General features: G+C 70.6%; 12 protein-coding genes. 7 read left to right on the plus strand and 5 right to left on the minus strand.

Features of this window, described 5'->3' with window-relative positions; genetic code table 11:
- Positions 1 to 25: 25 nt before the first annotated feature.
- On the minus strand, positions 26 to 2,227 hold the full coding sequence (locus tag ROTAS13_RS28035) for a methyl-accepting chemotaxis protein (protein WP_075822056.1): 2,202 nt from the start codon (positions 2,225 to 2,227) through the stop codon (positions 26 to 28).
- 223 nt (positions 2,228 to 2,450) lie between these two features.
- Between ROTAS13_RS28035 and ROTAS13_RS08260 the strand changes: the two genes are divergently transcribed.
- Positions 2,451 to 2,690, plus strand: coding sequence for a hypothetical protein (locus ROTAS13_RS08260; RefSeq protein WP_019460943.1), 240 nt, complete (start codon positions 2,451 to 2,453; stop codon positions 2,688 to 2,690).
- A 54-nt stretch (positions 2,691 to 2,744) separates the two neighbouring features.
- Here the strand turns inward: ROTAS13_RS08260 and ROTAS13_RS08265 are convergent, their stop codons facing one another.
- From ROTAS13_RS08265 to ROTAS13_RS08280, 4 genes are all read right to left on the minus strand, one after another.
- On the minus strand, positions 2,745 to 3,905 hold the full coding sequence (locus ROTAS13_RS08265; protein WP_026033152.1) for a nicotinate phosphoribosyltransferase: 1,161 nt from the start codon (positions 3,903 to 3,905) through the stop codon (positions 2,745 to 2,747).
- A 195-nt stretch (positions 3,906 to 4,100) separates the two neighbouring features.
- Entirely contained in the window at positions 4,101 to 5,483 is a 1,383-nt protein-coding gene (locus tag ROTAS13_RS08270) for a class II 3-deoxy-7-phosphoheptulonate synthase (protein WP_019460941.1), read from the minus strand.
- A 139-nt stretch (positions 5,484 to 5,622) separates the two neighbouring features.
- Positions 5,623 to 7,017: a glutathione-disulfide reductase gene (gene gorA, locus ROTAS13_RS08275; protein ID WP_075822058.1), complete on the minus strand. Its 1,395-nt coding sequence runs from the start codon at positions 7,015 to 7,017 to the stop codon at positions 5,623 to 5,625.
- A gap of 361 nt (positions 7,018 to 7,378) precedes the next feature.
- Positions 7,379 to 9,040, minus strand: coding sequence for a glycoside hydrolase family 13 protein (locus ROTAS13_RS08280; protein WP_075822059.1), 1,662 nt, complete (start codon positions 9,038 to 9,040; stop codon positions 7,379 to 7,381).
- A gap of 426 nt (positions 9,041 to 9,466) precedes the next feature.
- Between ROTAS13_RS08280 and ROTAS13_RS08285 the strand changes: the two genes are divergently transcribed.
- The 6 genes from ROTAS13_RS08285 to ROTAS13_RS08310 all read left to right on the plus strand — a co-directional run.
- Positions 9,467 to 10,897 carry a nucleobase:cation symporter-2 family protein gene (locus ROTAS13_RS08285; protein ID WP_202801191.1) on the plus strand — a complete coding sequence of 477 codons (1,431 nt, stop codon included), beginning with the start codon at positions 9,467 to 9,469 and terminating at the stop codon, positions 10,895 to 10,897.
- Between the two features lie 241 nt (positions 10,898 to 11,138).
- Positions 11,139 to 11,918, plus strand: coding sequence for an enoyl-CoA hydratase (locus ROTAS13_RS08290; protein ID WP_075822060.1), 780 nt, complete (start codon positions 11,139 to 11,141; stop codon positions 11,916 to 11,918).
- A gap of 312 nt (positions 11,919 to 12,230) precedes the next feature.
- Entirely contained in the window at positions 12,231 to 12,509 is a 279-nt protein-coding gene (rpsT, locus tag ROTAS13_RS08295; RefSeq protein WP_075822061.1) for a 30S ribosomal protein S20, read from the plus strand.
- 364 nt (positions 12,510 to 12,873) lie between these two features.
- Complete coding sequence (gene dnaA, locus ROTAS13_RS08300; protein ID WP_019460935.1) at positions 12,874 to 14,328, plus strand: chromosomal replication initiator protein DnaA; 1,455 nt, start codon at positions 12,874 to 12,876, stop codon at positions 14,326 to 14,328.
- A gap of 175 nt (positions 14,329 to 14,503) precedes the next feature.
- Positions 14,504 to 15,643, plus strand: coding sequence for a DNA polymerase III subunit beta (dnaN, locus tag ROTAS13_RS08305; RefSeq protein ID WP_019460934.1), 1,140 nt, complete (start codon positions 14,504 to 14,506; stop codon positions 15,641 to 15,643).
- A 66-nt stretch (positions 15,644 to 15,709) separates the two neighbouring features.
- On the plus strand, positions 15,710 to 15,991 hold a 282-nt coding region (locus tag ROTAS13_RS08310; RefSeq protein WP_171979056.1), incomplete at its 3' end, for an AAA family ATPase.

The following is a 15,991-nucleotide window of genomic DNA, read 5'->3' on the forward strand; positions in this document are numbered from 1 at the left end:
ACGGTGGAGCTGTGCGTAGATGTGATCAAGAGACAGGCACCTGGACGATGGCGTCGGCCACCATGCCGCTGCCCTCCGCCATCTGCGCCGCCGAGCGGGCGATCTCGCGCGTCGTGCTGCCCTGCTGCTCCACCGCCGCCGCGATGGCCGTGGCGATCTCGCTGGTGCGCTCCACCGTGCTGCCGATGCCCTGGATGGCGGAAACCGCCTCGGCCGTCGCCGACTGCATCTGGCCGATCTGCGCGGTGATCTCCTCGGTGGCGCGGGCGGTCTGCGCGGCCAGGCCCTTCACCTCCCCGGCGACCACCGCGAAGCCCTTGCCCGCTTCGCCGGCCCGCGCCGCCTCGATCGTCGCGTTCAGCGCCAGCAGGTTGGTCTGCCCCGCAATGTCGGAGATCAGCCGCACCACGTCGCCGATGCGTCCCGCGCTCTCGCTCAGCGAACGCACGATGGAATCGGTGGACTGCACCTCGCTCACCGCCTGCCCCGCCACGCTCGCGGCCTCGCCGACGCGGCGGGTGATCTCGTTGACACTGGCGGCCATCTCCTCCGCCGCCGCCGCCACCGCCTGCACGTCGGCGCTGGACTGGCGGGAGATCTCGGCCACTTGGCGGGCGCGGTCACCGGAATCCGCGGAGGAGGCGGAAACCGCCGCCACCGCCTGGCGCAGCTCGTCGGCCCGGCTGGCCACGCCCTCCACCTGGCGGCCCACCTCGCCCTCGAAGACATCGGCCAGCCTCGCCTGCTCCGTCGCCAGGGTCCAGCTCAGCATCGGCCCGACATAGCCGCCGGCGGCGTCGGTGATGGCGCTGGCCCGCAGGTCGAAGACCTCGTCGCCCAGCTTGATCCGGGTGCGGTGGGGCAGCCGCGCCGGGTCGGAAAGGATCGCACGCACCTCTCCGGGATGGTGGTGGAAGATGTCGATGCTCCGGCCCTTCACCGCCTCCGGCGCACAGGGCAGCACGCCGCGCAGCCGCTCCAGCAGCGCGACCATGCCCGCATTGACGTAGGTGATGCGGAACCCGTCCTTCGGGTCGGCGGTCATGATGCAGACCGGCAGCTGCTCGATCATCTGCCCGCGAGCGAAGGCGTCCCCCGCCACGGCGCGCAGCCGTTCCAGTGCCTGGGCGATCGCCCCGATCTCGTCGCGCCGGTTGCGGTCGGGCACGGGCCGACCCACGTCGCCGCCGGCGATGGCGGCGACCGCGCCGGCCAGGCGCCGCATCGGCGCCCCGATGGCGCGGGCACTGATCCAGCCGGAAACCGCCAGCAGCAGCGTCACGACGCCGCCCAGGATCAGCGGCAACTTCCACAGCCGCCGGATCGAGCCCGCCACCCCCGTATCCGCCTGCGCCACACGCTCCGCCAGGGCGTGGCCGGTGCTGTCGCCGAGCTCCCGCAGGGCCTGGGCGCCGGGTTGGATCCGCTGGGCCATGATGCCTTCCAGCGCCTCCCCGGCGCCCAGGATCTCGTCCGTCGCCGCGACCAGCTCGGCCGCGAGCTGGCCCGCCTTCCGCACATCCTCCTTCAAACGCTCGGCCATCGGCACGCTCAGCGCGGATTGCAGATGCACCCTCTGCTTCGCGATGGCGGAGCGGATGCGGCGCGTCTGCTGGGCGTCCTGCGTGGCCAGGAAGCGCTGGAGGCCGAAGCGGATGTCGTTCACCGCGTTCTGGAAGCTCGCCATCCGCTCCCGCAGCTCGGTGGCCGCGGAATTGCTGTCCGTATCGAACTCGACGGCGCTGAGCACGCTTTCCATCGTCTGGTCGATGGCGGCGCTGATGGGATAGAAGCGCCCGTCGCGCGCCTGCAACAGGCGCAGGCGGTTTTCGGCCATCTCGTCGACCGCGCCGGCATAGTCCCGCAGCAGCGTGGGCATTTCCGCCAGGCGCGCCTGCAACGCCTCCGGCAACTCGCGCAGGAGAGCCGGCCCCTGCTCCTCCGCCTGCCGCAGCAGTTGCCTCGCCCGCGCCTCGGCGTCCCGCACGGCGTCCCCGGTCTGTGCATCGCGCAGGGTGAGCGCCAGGGCCGGGACGGACTGGACCTTGCCGGACAGGTCGTTGAGGCGCAGCGAGGCCCTGTTGGCGCCGGAGAACTCGTCCGCCTGCCGGGCGATATTGCCGGCTTCCTGCCAGGTCACAGCCGGCAGCATCCCCAGAAGAAGCAGCGTCAGCCCGGCCGAGACCGCCAGTTTCCGTCCCACGGAAAGATCACGATACAGGCGCATTCACACTTTCACCCTTCAAATGGGCGAAGGATACCTCCGGGAAGGTGAAGGGCCGGTGAACGGCGGCACGGCTCCGTCACCAGACTCGTGATGCGCCATCCGAGCCGTATCAAAAAACGACCCCTATCTCGAACTTTGCATCGGTGGCAGTCTGCGCACACGGAATCCCGGCTCCGCCTCTCCCGGGGGCGGGCCTCCGTCACGCAGTGGAAGACGAGGCGCCATGCTGGAGGACTGGAAGCGGCAGCTGCACCTGTGGAGGCGCCAGGTCGTGCGCCCCGGGACGCAGCAGAACATGCAGGCGCTGCTCGTCACCCAGGCCGGGGCAAGGACCGCCCTCGGCATGATCGTGGTCGCGCTGACCGTGCTGGCCGTTCGGCTGATGGAGGATGCCTGCCGGCATTTCGGGCTGGATATCCTCGATACCGCCAGAACCTTCGTTCTTCTGGCCCCGTTTCCCTGAAACGGGCCTGCCGGGGGCATTCCGCCGGCGCGGAAGAGCCCTCCGGCCCCCGCCTCAGCCGGGCCTGCCGCCCCGCAGCAGGAACTCGCGCCCGACCTTGACCCGCGGCACCCCGTCATAGGCCACGATATCCGCCGTGGCGTAGGTCTCGCTCCAGCGATCGGGGATGAAGGAGCCGGTGCCGACGACATCGAGCGGCGCCCTGGCCTCCGACATCACGCGGCACTTGGCGACGGAGAAGCCGGAGGAGGCGATGATCCGCACCTTCGGGAAGCCGGCCTTGTCCAGCGCCTCCCGCATCCGCCAGATGGCGGCGGCGGAAACGCCGGTGCCGACCAGGAAGCGCAATTCCTCCTCGGTGCGGTAGCGGCGGATGGCGCCGGGCATGTTGCGCTCCAGCACCGCGTAGGATTCGCCGGGGTCGAGCGTTTCCAGGTAGCGGCCGCCATGCGTGTCCAGCCGCACGGAGATCCGGCCCGCGGCGGCGAGATCCGGGAAGCGACGGCAGACCTCCAGCCCGTCCGCGATCTCCCGGCCGAAATAGTCGGTCAGCACGGTCAGGTCGTCGTCCGGATAGGTCTCGCGGAACATCTCGGCGGCGCGCAGGGTGGAGCCGGCATAGCCGATCAGCGCATGCGGCATCGTGCCCAGCCCGGCCGGGGTGCCGAACCAGTGGGCGGTGGCGTTGCTGGCATTGCCGACGAAGCCGCGAGCGCCCTCCTTGCGGGCGGCGTCGCCGCCGACGGCGGCGGCATAGGCCATCATCTCCTGCATGTCGGCGCCGGCGCAGTGCCGCGCATCCATGGCCAGGAAGGGGATCCTCGGCAGTTCCAGGCACATCTGGTAGGCGTTGTGCGCGGCGACGCAGGGCGGCCCCACCTGCTGCAGCAGCAGCGTCTCCAGGTCCACCAGCCCCACGAAGGAGCCGGTGACGTAGAGCAGCGGATCGCCGGCGCCGACCCAGCTTCCCTCGGGGTGCATCAGGTCGATCTGCACCTCCAGCCCGCGCTCGGCCGTCACACGCCGCAGCCATTCCAGCGCGAGGCGCGGCGCGGAGATCACGGGCCGACGCAGGAAGACGGCATAGGTGACGCGGCAGTCGCCATGGGCCGTCACGATCGCCTTGGTGCGGTTGAAGTAGCTGTCGGTGCGGGCGGTGATCTCCGCCTCCATCTCCGCCCTGCTCGGGGCCGGTCCTGCCGGGGGCTCCGCCATGCCTCTGTCCTTCCCTCGATCCATCGTCCCGCGCGGCATGCCGTGGGCACCGCGCGCCTTCCCGGCTGGCGCACGGCCCAGCCTGGCCCGGTGGACTGTGACATGCCGCCGGGAGGCCACCCATGCCGCCGGGGCGATGCAGATCCGCACCGCGCCCGGCAGGCCGAGCCGGGGGCCCGGGCTACCTGCCCAGGGCTACTGGGCCGCCTGGAGCGGCAGGCTGCTCGCGCCCGGCCGACGCGCCTTCAGCTCCTCGGCCACCAGGAAGGCCAGTTCCAGCGACTGCTCCGCGTTCAGCCGCGGGTCGCAGGCCGTGGCGTAGGAGCGGGACAGGTCGGCCTCGGTCAGACGATGCGCGCCGCCCAGGCATTCCGTGACGTCGGCGCCCGTCATCTCCACATGCACGCCGCCGGGCCAGGTGCCCTCGGCCTGATGCACGTCGAAGAAGCTGCGGACCTCGCGCAGGATGGCGTCGAAGGAGCGGGTCTTGTAGCTGCCGGCCGGCACGGTGTTGCCGTGCATCGGGTCGGTGATCCAGGTGACCTTGCGTCCCTCCGCCTTCACCGCGCGCAGCAGCGGCGGCAGGTGCTGCTCCACCTTGCCGGCGCCCATGCGGGTGATCAGCGTCAGCCGCCCCGGCACGTTGCGCGGGTTCAGACGCTCGGTGAGCCGCAGCAGGTCCTCCACCGAGGTGGTCGGCCCGACCTTCAGCCCGATCGGATTGGCCACGCCGCTCAGGAACTCGACATGCGCCCCGTCCGGCTGCCGCGTGCGGTCGCCGATCCAGAGGAAATGCGCCGAGCAGGCATAGTGCCGGCGCGGATGCGTCGAGGGCTCGCGCGTCAGCGCCTGCTCGTAGCCGAGCAGCAGCGCCTCATGCGAGGTGTAGAACTCCGTCTCGTGGAGCTGCGGCGCGTTCTCCATGCCGCAGGCCCGCATGAAGCGCAGCGTCTCGTCGATGCGCGCCGCGAGGTCCTGGTAGCGTTCCGCCAGCGGCGAGCGCGCCACGAAGCCCAGGTTCCAGCGATGCACCTGGTTCAGGTCGGCGAAGCCGCCGGTGGCGAAGGCGCGCAGCAGGTTCAGCGTCGCGGCGGACTGGAGATAGGCGAATTCCATGCGCGCCGGATCGGGCACGCGCGCCGCGGCGGTGAATTCGGGCCCGTTGACGATGTCGCCGCGATAGGAGGGCAGCGTCTCGCCGTTGCGCGTTTCCGTGTCGGAGGAGCGGGGCTTGGCGAACTGCCCGGCCATGCGGCCCAGCTTCACCACGGGCAGGGAGGCGCCGAAGGTCAGCACCACCGCCATCTGCAACAGCACCTTGAAGGTGTCGCGGATGTTGTCGGCCCGGAAATCCGCGAAGGATTCCGCGCAGTCGCCGCCCTGGAGGATGAAGGCGCGGCCTTCCGCCGCATCGGCGAGGCGCGCCGTCAGCCGGTCTGCCTCCCCGGCAAAGACCAGCGGCGGAAAGGAGGCGAGCTTCGCCTCCGCGGCCGCGAGGTCGTTGCTGTCGGGGTAGTCGGGCACCTGGCGGATCGGCATGTCGCGCCAGGATCCGGGGTGCCAGTCCTTGCTGGTCATCGTTGTGGCGCTTCCGTTTTCGGGGGGCGGGACCATAGCGGCGGTTCCGGCCTCTGGGAAAGCCCCCCCTGGGAAAGCCCCCTTGGGAAAGCCCCCTTGGGAAAGCCTCCTTCCTCCCGGGGGCGGTCCCGCCTGCGGACTACACCTCCTCCCGGCCTTCTTCGTCCTGCATGTCGCCCGCCCGCCGGGCGGGGGAGCGGAGGGTGACGAATTCCTCGGCGGCGGTCGGATGGATGCCGATGGTGGCGTCGAGCTGCGCCTTGGTCAGCCCGTTCACCACCGCCACGGCGAAGCCCTGGAGGATCTCCGGCGAATCCTCGCCCAGCATGTGGATGCCGAGCAGGCGGTCGGTTCGCGCATCCACCACCACCTTCATCAGGCTACGCCGCCCTTCCCGCTTGCTGATCGTGTGGCGCATCGGGGTGAAGCGGGTGAGATAGATGTCGGTCGGCCCCCGCGCCGCGGCCTCCTCCTCGGTCAGGCCGACGCTGCCGATCGGCGGCGAGGAGAAGACGGCCTTGGGCACGTTGTCATAGGAGGCGCGGCGCGGCCGGCCGCCGAACAGCGTATCGGCCAGGGCATGACCCACCGCCGTCGCCATGGGCGTCAGGTTCAGCTTGTCGGTGACATCGCCCAGCGCGTAGATATGCGCGACGCTGGTGGCGTGGTCCTCGTCCACCACCACGGCGCCGCGCGCATCCACCGCCACCCCGGCCTCGGCCAGTCCCAGGCCCTGGGTGGCCGGCTCGCGCCCGACCGCCACCAGCACGGCATCGGCTTCCAGCACCCGGCCGGAGGCGAGGTTCACGATCCGCCCGTCACCCGCCGGACCGAAGCCGGTGATGGTCTCGCCCGGGTTGATCTTGATGCCCTGGGCGATGAGCGCCTCGGCCAGCCCTTCCCGCAGCTCCTGGTCGAAGCCGCGCAGGGGCCATTTCTGGCGGTAGGTCAGCACCACCTCCGAACCCAGCGCGTGCAGCAGCCCGGCGAACTCGACACCGATATAGCCGCCACCGACGATGATGATCTTCTCCGGCCGCTTCTCCAGGGTGAAGAGGTCGTCCGAGATCATCACGCAGTCGATGCCCGGCAGGTCCGGCCGGATCGGGCGGCCGCCCACGGCGATGACGATGCGCTCCGCGGTCACCCGCTCCTCGCCCACCTGCAGGGTGTGCGCGTCGATGAAGCGGGCATGCGCCTCGAAGACCTGGGCGCCGTTGCCCTCCAGCAGCCGGCGGTAGATGCCGTTGAGGCGCGCGACCTCCTTGTCCCGCGCCTCCTTCAGCACCGACCAGTCATGGCCGCGCTTCTCGATGTCCCAGCCGAAGGCCGCCGCATCCGCCGCCCACTGGCCGTATTCCGCCGCCTGCACCATGATCTTCTTGGGCACGCAGCCGACATTGACGCAGGTGCCGCCCCAGAAGCGGCTCTCGGCGATGCCCACCCGCGCGCCATGGCCGGCGGCGATCCGGGCGCAGCGCACGCCGGCACTGCCGCCGCCGATCACGAAAAGGTCGAAGTCGTAGGAGGACATCCGGAATCCTTGGCTGGAGGTCTGAGGGCTGAGGGGCTGGGAGGGTTCTCTGTTCCGCCGCCCTAGGTCGGGCCTTCCGGCGCCCGGGGCAAGACCCGGCCCCACGCCCGGCCGGAGACCGGGGGCCGCGTCGCGGGCGGGTCAGGCCTGCCGGCGCCGGACTCATACGAACGGTGGCTTCCCCTGCGCCTCCACCTGCTCCCGGGGGTCGAGCCGCAGAATAACGGTCACCACCAGAGCCAACGAAAGGCCGGAGCCTGAGGACCGGCTTCCGTCCCCGGCGGAGAGGGGGTCCGGCGGGAGAGGCAAGGCCTCTCCCACCGGCGACCGGCCACGAAGCGCAGCGCAGGGACCGTCCGTATCAGCCCGCCGCCAGCCAGACCGCTGCGTTGCCGGGCAGCCCGGCCTCGCCCTCCGGCGGCAGGCTGGCGGCGAGGAGGCGGCCTTCCGGCAGGGGCACCGGGGCCTTGCCCAGATTGATGACGACCCGCACCGCCCCGTTGCGCAGCGCCAGCACGGAAGGCGGGGAGGCTTCCCAGACCAGATCCCCCTGCCCCAGCCCATGCTCCCGGCGCAGGCGCAGCAGGTGGCGGTAGAGTTCCAGGGTGGAGCCCGGCACGCCCTCCTGCCGGTCCACGGCATAGGCGCGGAAACCCTCCGGCTGCGGCAGCCAGGTCGCTCCGGCCGGGCTGAAGCCGAAGCCCGGTGCCTCCGCCTCCCAGGGGATCGGCACCCGGCAGCCGTCGCGGCCGGTCTCCACCCCGCCGGTGCGGAAGAAGGAGGGGTCCTGGCGGTGGCGGGCCTCCAGCGTCGTGTGCTCCGGCAGGCCCAGTTCCTCGCCCTGGTAGATATAGGCCGAGCCCGGCAGGGCCAGGGTCAGCAGCGCCATGGCGCGGGCGCGTCGCAGGCCCAGCGCCTCGTCCGGCTGCTCGCCCGCCGCATCGATGCCGAGCGGGCGGGAGCCCGGCACGGCCAGCCCGTAGCGGGAGGCATGGCGCACCGTGTCGTGGTTGGACAGGACCCAGGTGGTCGGCGCGCCCACGGCGGCGGCGGCCCCGAGGGAGCCGTCGATCACCCGCCGCAGCTCCGCCGCGTCCCAGAGCGCGGTCAGGTAGTCGAAGTTGAAGGCCTGCTGCATCTCGTCCGGGCGGACATAGCGGGCGAGGCGGGACGGCGGCTTCACCCAGGCCTCCGCCACCATCATCCGATCGCCGGGATAGGAGGCCAGCACCCGGTGCCAGTCGCGGTAGATCTCGTGCACCCCCTCCTGGTCCCACATCGGCCCCATGTCGCGACGCTCCTCGCCCTCGATCATGGTGGCCTGGCCGCTCCATTCCGGCAGGCCCGGCGCCTTGACCAGCCCATGCGCGACATCGACGCGAAAGCCGTCCACGCCCCGGTCGAGCCAGAAGCGCAGGATGCTCTCGAACTCGGCGTGGACCTCCGGATGCGTCCAGTCGAAATCCGGCTGCCGCCGGTCGAAGAGATGCAGGTACCACTGCGTGTCGCCGGGGGCGCGCGACCAGGCGGAGCCGCCGAAGACGCTGCGCCAGTCGTTGGGCGGCACATCGCCGGCGGGACCGCGTCCGTCGCGGAAGATGTAGCGTGCGCGCTCCGGGCTGCCGGCCGGGGTGCGGAGGGCGGCCTGGAACCAGGGATGCTCGTCCGAGCTGTGGTTGGGCACCAGGTCCACGATCACCCGCAGCCCCAGCGCATGGGCCCGCTCCAGCAGGCGGTCGAAATCCGCCAGCGTGCCGAAGAGCGGGTCCACGGCCCGGTAGTCCGCCACGTCATAGCCGCCATCGGCCTGCGGCGAGCGGTAGAAGGGCGAGAGCCAGACCGCATCCACCCCGAGCCGCGCCACATGGGGCAGCCGGGCCGCGATGCCCGGCAAATCACCCATGCCGTCGCCGTCGGAATCCGCGAAGGAGCGCGGGTAGATCTGGTAGATCACGGCCGAGCGCCACCACTCGGCGCCGGGATGGCTGGCGGAAGGAAGGGCCGCGGTCGCGACTTGGTCCATGCCGGTCGTCCTGCTTGCTTGGTTCTGCTGCGCCCAACACACGCCATGCCGTTGGGTTGAGGCGAAACCGGGGTGGCCACCGCCCCTGGGTTTCGTTGCAATGCAACATGGAGGGCGCCGGTGCGGGATCAAGACCGCTGCCGGCCCGGCGGTCCGCAGGCTGGAAGCGAAACCTTGCCGGTCCTTCTGGCGAACCGCTCCACCCCTTCGGCAATCTCGGCACCAAGCGGCCGGAATGGAGGGGCACCTGCTGCGCCTTCACGCGAAAGAGGCCCAGTTTCAAGGCATATTGCCTATCCCTTCACCGGACCGCCCTTCTCGGCCGAGGCCATTCCCCGGCACGAGCCTTGCTAACCGATTGTTCCAGCATCGCATCCGGCGGCCCTCCCGGGACCGCCAGGAACCAAGGAAAACAGGGAGTTGCCGATGTCGGGACGCATGGAGGCCAGGGCTGGCCGGGTGGGCACGGGTCCGCATCCGGTGGACCGGATGCTGCCGCTGCCGAAACTGGTGCCGCTCGCGCTCCAGCACGTGCTGGTCATGTATGCGGGCGCCGTGGCCGTGCCGTTGATCATCGGGCGGGCGCTGAACCTCGCCCCCCAGGAAGTCGCCTTTCTGATCTCGGCGGACCTCTTCGCCTGCGGCCTCGCGACGCTGGTGCAGTGCCTGGGCTTCCCCGGCTTCGGCATCCGCCTGCCGGTGATGATGGGCGTGACCTTCGCCGCCGTGGGACCGATGCTGTCCATGGCCGCCGCGCCCGATGTCGGGCTGCTAGGTATCTACGGCTCGGTGATCGCGGCCGGCATCTTCGGGGTGCTGGTGGCGCCCTTCGTCAGCCGGCTTCTGCCGCTCTTCCCGCCCGTGGTCACGGGCACGATCATCCTGGTGATCGGCATCTCGCTGATGCGGGTGGGCATCAACTGGGCCGGCGGCGGGCTGCCCATGCTGACGCGCGTCGTCGACGGCGTGCCCTATTCCTATGCCAACCCGAATTACGGCCAGCTCACCGGGCTGGGCATCGCGCTCTTCGTGCTGCTGGTGATCCTGGCGCTGATCAAGTGGGGGCGCGGCTTCGTGGCCAATGTCGCGGTGCTGCTGGGCATCGTCGCGGGCTCGGTGCTGGCCAGCCTGATGGGGGTGATGCATTTCGAGCGCGTCCTGGCCGCCCCCTGGTTCGCGGTGGTGACGCCCTTCCACTTCGGGATGCCGACCTTCCACCTCGTGCCCATCGTCACGATGTGCATCGTGATGGTCGTGGTGATGATCGAATCGCTGGGCATGTTCCTGGCCCTGGGCGAGATGACCGATCGCCCCGTGGACCAGGATGCGCTGAGCCGCGGGCTGCGCGCCGACGGCCTCGGCACGCTGCTGGGCGGCATCTTCAACACCTTCCCCTACACCTCCTTCTCGCAGAATGTCGGGCTGGTGGGCGTGACCGGTGTGCGCTCGCGCTGGGTGACGGTGGGCGCCGGCGTGATCATGCTCGCCCTGGGCCTGCTTCCGAAGATGTCGGCGCTGGTGGAGGCCGTGCCGCAGGTCGTTCTCGGCGGCGCCGGGCTGGTGATGTTCGGCATGGTGGCGGCCACCGGCGCACGCATCCTCACCCATGTCGATTTCCGCAACAACCAGAACAATCTCTTCGTCGTCGCCCTGTCCGTGGGCTTCGGCATGATCCCGCTGACGGCCCCGAACTTCTTCCGCGCCCTGCCGCACGAGCTGCACCCGCTGCTGGAATCTGGCATCCTCCTGGCCTCCATCGTCGCAGTGTCCCTGAACGCCTTCTTCAACGGCCTGGGCAGCCGCGAGCACGCCCGCAGCGAGGCCACCACGGCAGCCGCGGCGGCGGAACACGTCTGATACGGGCGGCGGGCTGCCGGTCGCGCTTCACGCCCGGACGTCGCGCCGCCCCCGCCCCCCCTTTTCCGCCAGGAACCTGGTCAAACGTACAGGTTTGACCCTGGACCTCCCGCCCGCCGGCCCCGGCTGACGCGAGAGCCGGCCCCTTGCCACCGGACCACGCCGCTGCCCTGCCGGCCTGGCGGATTGACCTCGCCCGTCGCAGGCGACAGCCTCCCCGCCACGCAGCGGAGGAACCCCGATGGCCGACGAGAAACTGGTCCTGTCGGAGCGGCAGGGGCGGGTGGGCCTGATCACGCTCGACCGTCCCAAGGCGCTCAACGCACTCAGCGATTCGCTGATGGCGCAGCTTGGCGAGGCGCTGCTCGCCTTCGATGCCGACGAGGAGGTCGGCGCCATCGTGCTGACCGGCAGTGAGCGCGCCTTTGCCGCCGGGGCCGATATCCGGGAGATGAAGGACCGCCGCTTTCCGGACGTGTACCGGAACGACTTCATCGGCCAGCGCTGGGAAACGATCCTGCAGGTGCGCAAGCCGGTCATCGCGGCGGTGGCGGGCCATGCGCTGGGCGGTGGCTGCGAGCTGGCGATGATGTGCGACATGATCGTCGCCGCCGACACGGCGAAGTTCGGCCAGCCGGAGATCAATATCGGCATTCTGCCCGGCGCCGGCGGCACGCAGCGGCTGACCCGGGCCGTGGGCAAGTCCAAGGCCATGGACCTGATCCTGACCGCAAGGATCATGGACGCCGCGGAGGCCGAGCGCAGCGGGCTGGTGGCGCGGGTGGTCCCGGCGGCGGAGCTGCTGCCTCAGGTCCTGGAGATGGCGGCGCGGATCGCCGCCCTGCCCCCGACCTCGGTCGCCATGGCCAAGGCCGCCGTCAACGCCGCCTTCGAGACCACGCTGCGCGAGGGCGTGCGGCTGGAGCGCCAGCTCTTCCTGAGCCTCTTCGGCACGGCGGGGCAGGTCGAGGGCATGGCCGCCTTCGTCGAGAAGCGGAAGCCCGATTTCGGGCGCGGCTGACCGCCCGCCGGCCGGACGGCGGCCAGCCGCGGGCAGCACAGCCATGCGGGCCTTTCGCCGGCGTCCGGTTCGGGGAGAGTTCCCCCCAGGCGCGCCCATCCCGGGAGCTGCCCCAAGGAACGTGCCAGGAGACGTACCAGGGTGGCCAGGCGGCCGGCCACCCGGCGGGCACCACCACCCCTCCTGCGAGGGGCTTTGCGGTTGACTTCGCAGCCGGTCGGGGTCTAGAAGCCCCGACCTTCTGCTGTCCCCCTTGGTCCTGTCCTGGAGGGTGGCGGCGTTCCACAGACAGATCGGCAGTCAGTACAGCTCATGGCGAACACGCCCTCTGCGCGTAAGCGCATCCGTCAGACCGAGAAGCGCAACGCGCGCAACACCGCCCGCCGCTCCCGCGTGCGCACCTTCCTGCGCAAGCTCGAGGACGCGCTGGCTGCGGGCGACAAGAGCCAGGCCCAGGCCGCCTTCCAGGCCTTCCAGCCCGAGATGATGCGCGCCGTCACGAAGGGCGTCCTGCACGCCAACACCGTGGGCCGCAAGCTCTCCCGCCTGTCCGCCCGCGTGAAGGCGCTGGGCGCGACGGCGCAGGGCTAAAAATTCGATCACACCTTCAGTAGGTGTGTTGACGGCCCGGATCGTTCTGATTCGGGCCGTAATTTTTGCAGGCTTTTCAAGGCAGTTAGCCGACGAGGCTAAGACGTCATCCGAATTCGGGTTGGTGCTCCATAGCTTCGTTGCAACAGTGTGACTCCGGAGTCGGAGCGCCGCTCTGACTCTTCTTGATCGGTTCCGGGCTTCGCGCTGTTGTGCCCCTCCCACCCTGGCCGGGGGCTCTGCGCGAGGCTCTCCTCCCCCCTCCCGGGGGCGGCGGGTCCGGCCGGGGTCAGGCCAGAATGTCCGGTCCTGTCGGCCGGTCGAGGGAGAGCGGCGCGAGCCGCGGTTCGGAGAGAGGATGCGGATGCTCATGCAGCAGGAAGACCTCGGCGGCACCTCTCCCGCCCTCTCCGGCGCCAACCTGGATTCCTCCAACGTCACCGAAGCCTGGACGCGCATCCGCGGCCGCCTGCGCGAGGAAATCGGCGAGATCGAGTACCGCACCTGGATGCGCCAGATGACGCTGGCAGCCATCGAGGGCGAGGAGGCCGTGGTGCAGGTGCCCTCGCGCTTCCTGCGCGACTGGCTGCGCAGCCAGTACGGGGACCGGCTGCGCGCGCTCTGGCAGGCCGAGAACCTGGGCGTTCGCCGGGTGGATATCCGCGTGGCCCCGGCACCGGCACCCGATGGCGCGGCGGTGGATGGCGAGGCCATGCCGCGCGCCGTGCCGGAGCCGGCACGCCCGGCCGAGGCCCGCGCGGCCGATTCCCGCAGTGCCGACCCCCGCAACGACTGGGCCGCGCCGCTCGATCCGCGCTTCACCTTCGACAGCTTCGTGGTCGGCAAGCCGAACGAGTTCGCCTATGCCTGCGCCCGCCGCGTGGCGGAGAAACCGGCGAGCCCGGGCTTCAACCCGCTCTTCCTCTATGGCGGCGTCGGGCTGGGCAAGACGCACCTGATGCACTCGATCGCCTGGGCGCTGCGCGAGCCGGGCCTCGACCGCTCGGTGGCCTATATGTCCGCCGAGAAGTTCATGTACCGCTTCATCGCGGCGCTGCGCTCGCAGAGCACGATGGAGTTCAAGGAGAGCCTCCGTTCCGTCGACGTGCTGATGATCGACGACCTGCAGTTCCTGATCGGCAAGGACAACACGCAGGAGGAGTTCTTCCACACCTTCAACGCGCTGGTGGATGCCGGCAAGCAGATCGTGGTCTCGGCCGACAAGTCGCCCTCCGACCTGTCGGGGCTGGAGGACCGGCTGCGCACGCGGCTCGGCTGCGGCATGGTGGCCGATATCCACGCCACCACCTACGAGCTGCGGATCTCGATCCTGGAGGCCAAGGCACAGGCGGCGGGCATCCCCGTGCCGGCGCGGGTGCTGGAATACCTCGCGCACAAGATCACCTCGAACGTGCGGGAGCTGGAGGGCGCGCTGAACCGGCTGATCGCCCATTCCGGCCTGTTCGGCCGCCCGGTGACGCTGGAAAGCTGCCAGGAGGTCCTGCACGACATCCTGCGCGCCCATGATCGCCGCGTGACGATCGAGGAGATCCAGAAGCGGGTCGCCGAGCACTACAACATGCGCCTCGCCGACATGTCCTCGGCCCGCCGGGCGCGCAACGTGGCGCGGCCGCGCCAGGTGGCGATGTACCTGGCCAAGCAGCTCACCTCGCGCTCCCTGCCTGAGATCGGCCGCAAGTTCGGCAACCGCGACCACACCACGGTCATGCACGCCGTGGCCAAGGTGCAGGAGCTGATGCAGCAGGATGCCGGCTTCGCCGAGGATGTCGAGCTGCTGCGGCGCATGCTGGAGACCTGACCCCCCCACGCCCCCGCTCCGGTGCCCCGCCTAGCCCGCCCGTCCTGCCGGGCCACGCCGAAATGCGGCCGGTGGCCCCGCTTCCCCGGGTTTGGGCGGGGTGATAGGAATGTCTCCTTGTCAACACTGGGTCCCTGGCTCCGGGGCCCCCAACAGCTATCGAGGATAGGCGCCGATGAAGTTCACGGTGGACCGGGCGGTGCTGCTGAAGGCGCTCGCGCATGTCCAGAGCGTCGTCGAGCGTCGCAACACCATCCCCATCCTGGCCAACGTCCTGCTGGAGGCCGCGGAAGGCCGTCTGACGCTGACCGCCACCGACATGGAGATCGCGGTGGTGGAGGAGATCACCACCGGTGTCGAGGTGACGCAGCCGGGCCGCTGCACCGCACCGGCGGCGACGCTCTACGAGATCGCGCGCAAGCTGGGCGACGGGCTGAAGGTGGAGTTCGACCAGGCGGGTGGCGACGCGCCGCTGGGCCTGCGCGCCGGGCGCTACGTGACCTCGCTGATGGTGCTGCCGGTCGAGGACTTCCCGGCGATGACGGAAGGCAAGCTGCCGCATCGCTTCGTCCTGCCCGCCGCGACGCTGCGCGAGCTGGTGGACCGCACCCGCTTCGCCATCTCCACCGAGGAGACGCGCTACTACCTGAACGGCATCTACCTGCATGTGGCCGAGGGCGAGGGCGGCAAGGTGCTGCGCGCCGTGGCGACCGACGGGCACCGCCTCGCCCGTGTCGAGGCGCCGCTGCCTGAAGGCGCCTCGGGCATGCCGGGGGTGATCGTGCCGCGCAAGACGGTGGGTGAGGTGCGGAAGCTGGCCGACGAGGCCTCGGGTGAGGAGGCGACGGTCGAGGTGCGCCTTTCCGACACCAAGATCCAGTTCCGCCTGGGCCCGGTGACGCTGACCTCGAAGCTGATCGACGGCACCTTCCCGGAATACGAGCGCGTCATCCCCAAGGGGAACGACAAGGAGCTCAAGGTTGATCGCGCCCTCTTCGCCCAGGCGGTGGACCGGGTGGCGGCGATCTCCTCCGAGCGTTCCCGGCCGGTGAAGCTGGCGCTGGGCAAGAACCAGCTCGTCCTCACCGCCTCCTCCCCCGAGCAGGGGCAGGCACGCGAGGAGCTGGATGCGGATGCCGTCAGCTACGCCTCCACGCCGCTGGAGATCGGCTTCCAGGCCCGCTACCTGAAGGACATCACCGACCAGGTGCAGGGCCAGGTGGTGTTCCGCTTCTCGGACGGCTCCGCCCCCACCATCGTGCAGGACGAGGACAAGGCCAGCGCGCTCTACGTGCTGATGCCGATGCGGGTCTGACCCGCCCTTCCCTGCCTCCCGCACGGATTGTCCGGGCGCCGCCCCCAGGAAGCCTTCGGGACCCGCTTGACCCTTCCCCTCCAGAACGCCCCGCCCGGCCTGCGCCTGACACGGCTGATGCTGCGGGATTTCCGCAGCCATGCCGCGACGGATCTGCGCCTGGAGTCGCCGCTGGTGGTGGTGGCGGGGGAGAACGGCACCGGCAAGACCAACCTGCTGGAAGCGATCAGCCTGCTGGGCCCCGGGCGGGGGTTGCGGGGGGCGCGCAACCTCGACTTCTGCCGCCGCGCGGCGGAGGGCGCCCTGCCCCTGTCTCTTGATCACATCTACGCACAGCTCCACCGTAAG

Source organism: Roseomonas sp. TAS13, from assembly GCF_001950415.1.
In the GTDB taxonomy this organism is placed as follows: Bacteria; Pseudomonadota; Alphaproteobacteria; order Acetobacterales; family Acetobacteraceae; genus Roseomonas; species Roseomonas mucosa.

What these genes read in the sequence shown, in the direction of transcription:
- ROTAS13_RS28035 (WP_075822056.1), bottom strand. Translation starts at nt 2,227, where the DNA reads ATGCGCCTGTATCGTGATCTTTCCGTGGGACGGAAACTGGCGGTCTCG.
- ROTAS13_RS08260 (WP_019460943.1), top strand. Translation starts at nt 2,451, where the DNA reads ATGCTGGAGGACTGGAAGCGGCAGCTGCACCTGTGGAGGCGCCAGGTC.
- ROTAS13_RS08265 (WP_026033152.1), bottom strand. Translation starts at nt 3,905, where the DNA reads ATGGCGGAGCCCCCGGCAGGACCGGCCCCGAGCAGGGCGGAGATGGAG.
- ROTAS13_RS08270 (WP_019460941.1), bottom strand. Translation starts at nt 5,483, where the DNA reads ATGACCAGCAAGGACTGGCACCCCGGATCCTGGCGCGACATGCCGATC.
- gorA (WP_075822058.1), bottom strand. Translation starts at nt 7,017, where the DNA reads ATGTCCTCCTACGACTTCGACCTTTTCGTGATCGGCGGCGGCAGTGCC.
- ROTAS13_RS08280 (WP_075822059.1), bottom strand. Translation starts at nt 9,040, where the DNA reads ATGGACCAAGTCGCGACCGCGGCCCTTCCTTCCGCCAGCCATCCCGGC.
- ROTAS13_RS08285 (WP_202801191.1), top strand. Translation starts at nt 9,467, where the DNA reads ATGTCGGGACGCATGGAGGCCAGGGCTGGCCGGGTGGGCACGGGTCCG.
- ROTAS13_RS08290 (WP_075822060.1), top strand. Translation starts at nt 11,139, where the DNA reads ATGGCCGACGAGAAACTGGTCCTGTCGGAGCGGCAGGGGCGGGTGGGC.
- rpsT (WP_075822061.1), top strand. Translation starts at nt 12,231, where the DNA reads ATGGCGAACACGCCCTCTGCGCGTAAGCGCATCCGTCAGACCGAGAAG.
- dnaA (WP_019460935.1), top strand. Translation starts at nt 12,874, where the DNA reads ATGCTCATGCAGCAGGAAGACCTCGGCGGCACCTCTCCCGCCCTCTCC.
- dnaN (WP_019460934.1), top strand. Translation starts at nt 14,504, where the DNA reads ATGAAGTTCACGGTGGACCGGGCGGTGCTGCTGAAGGCGCTCGCGCAT.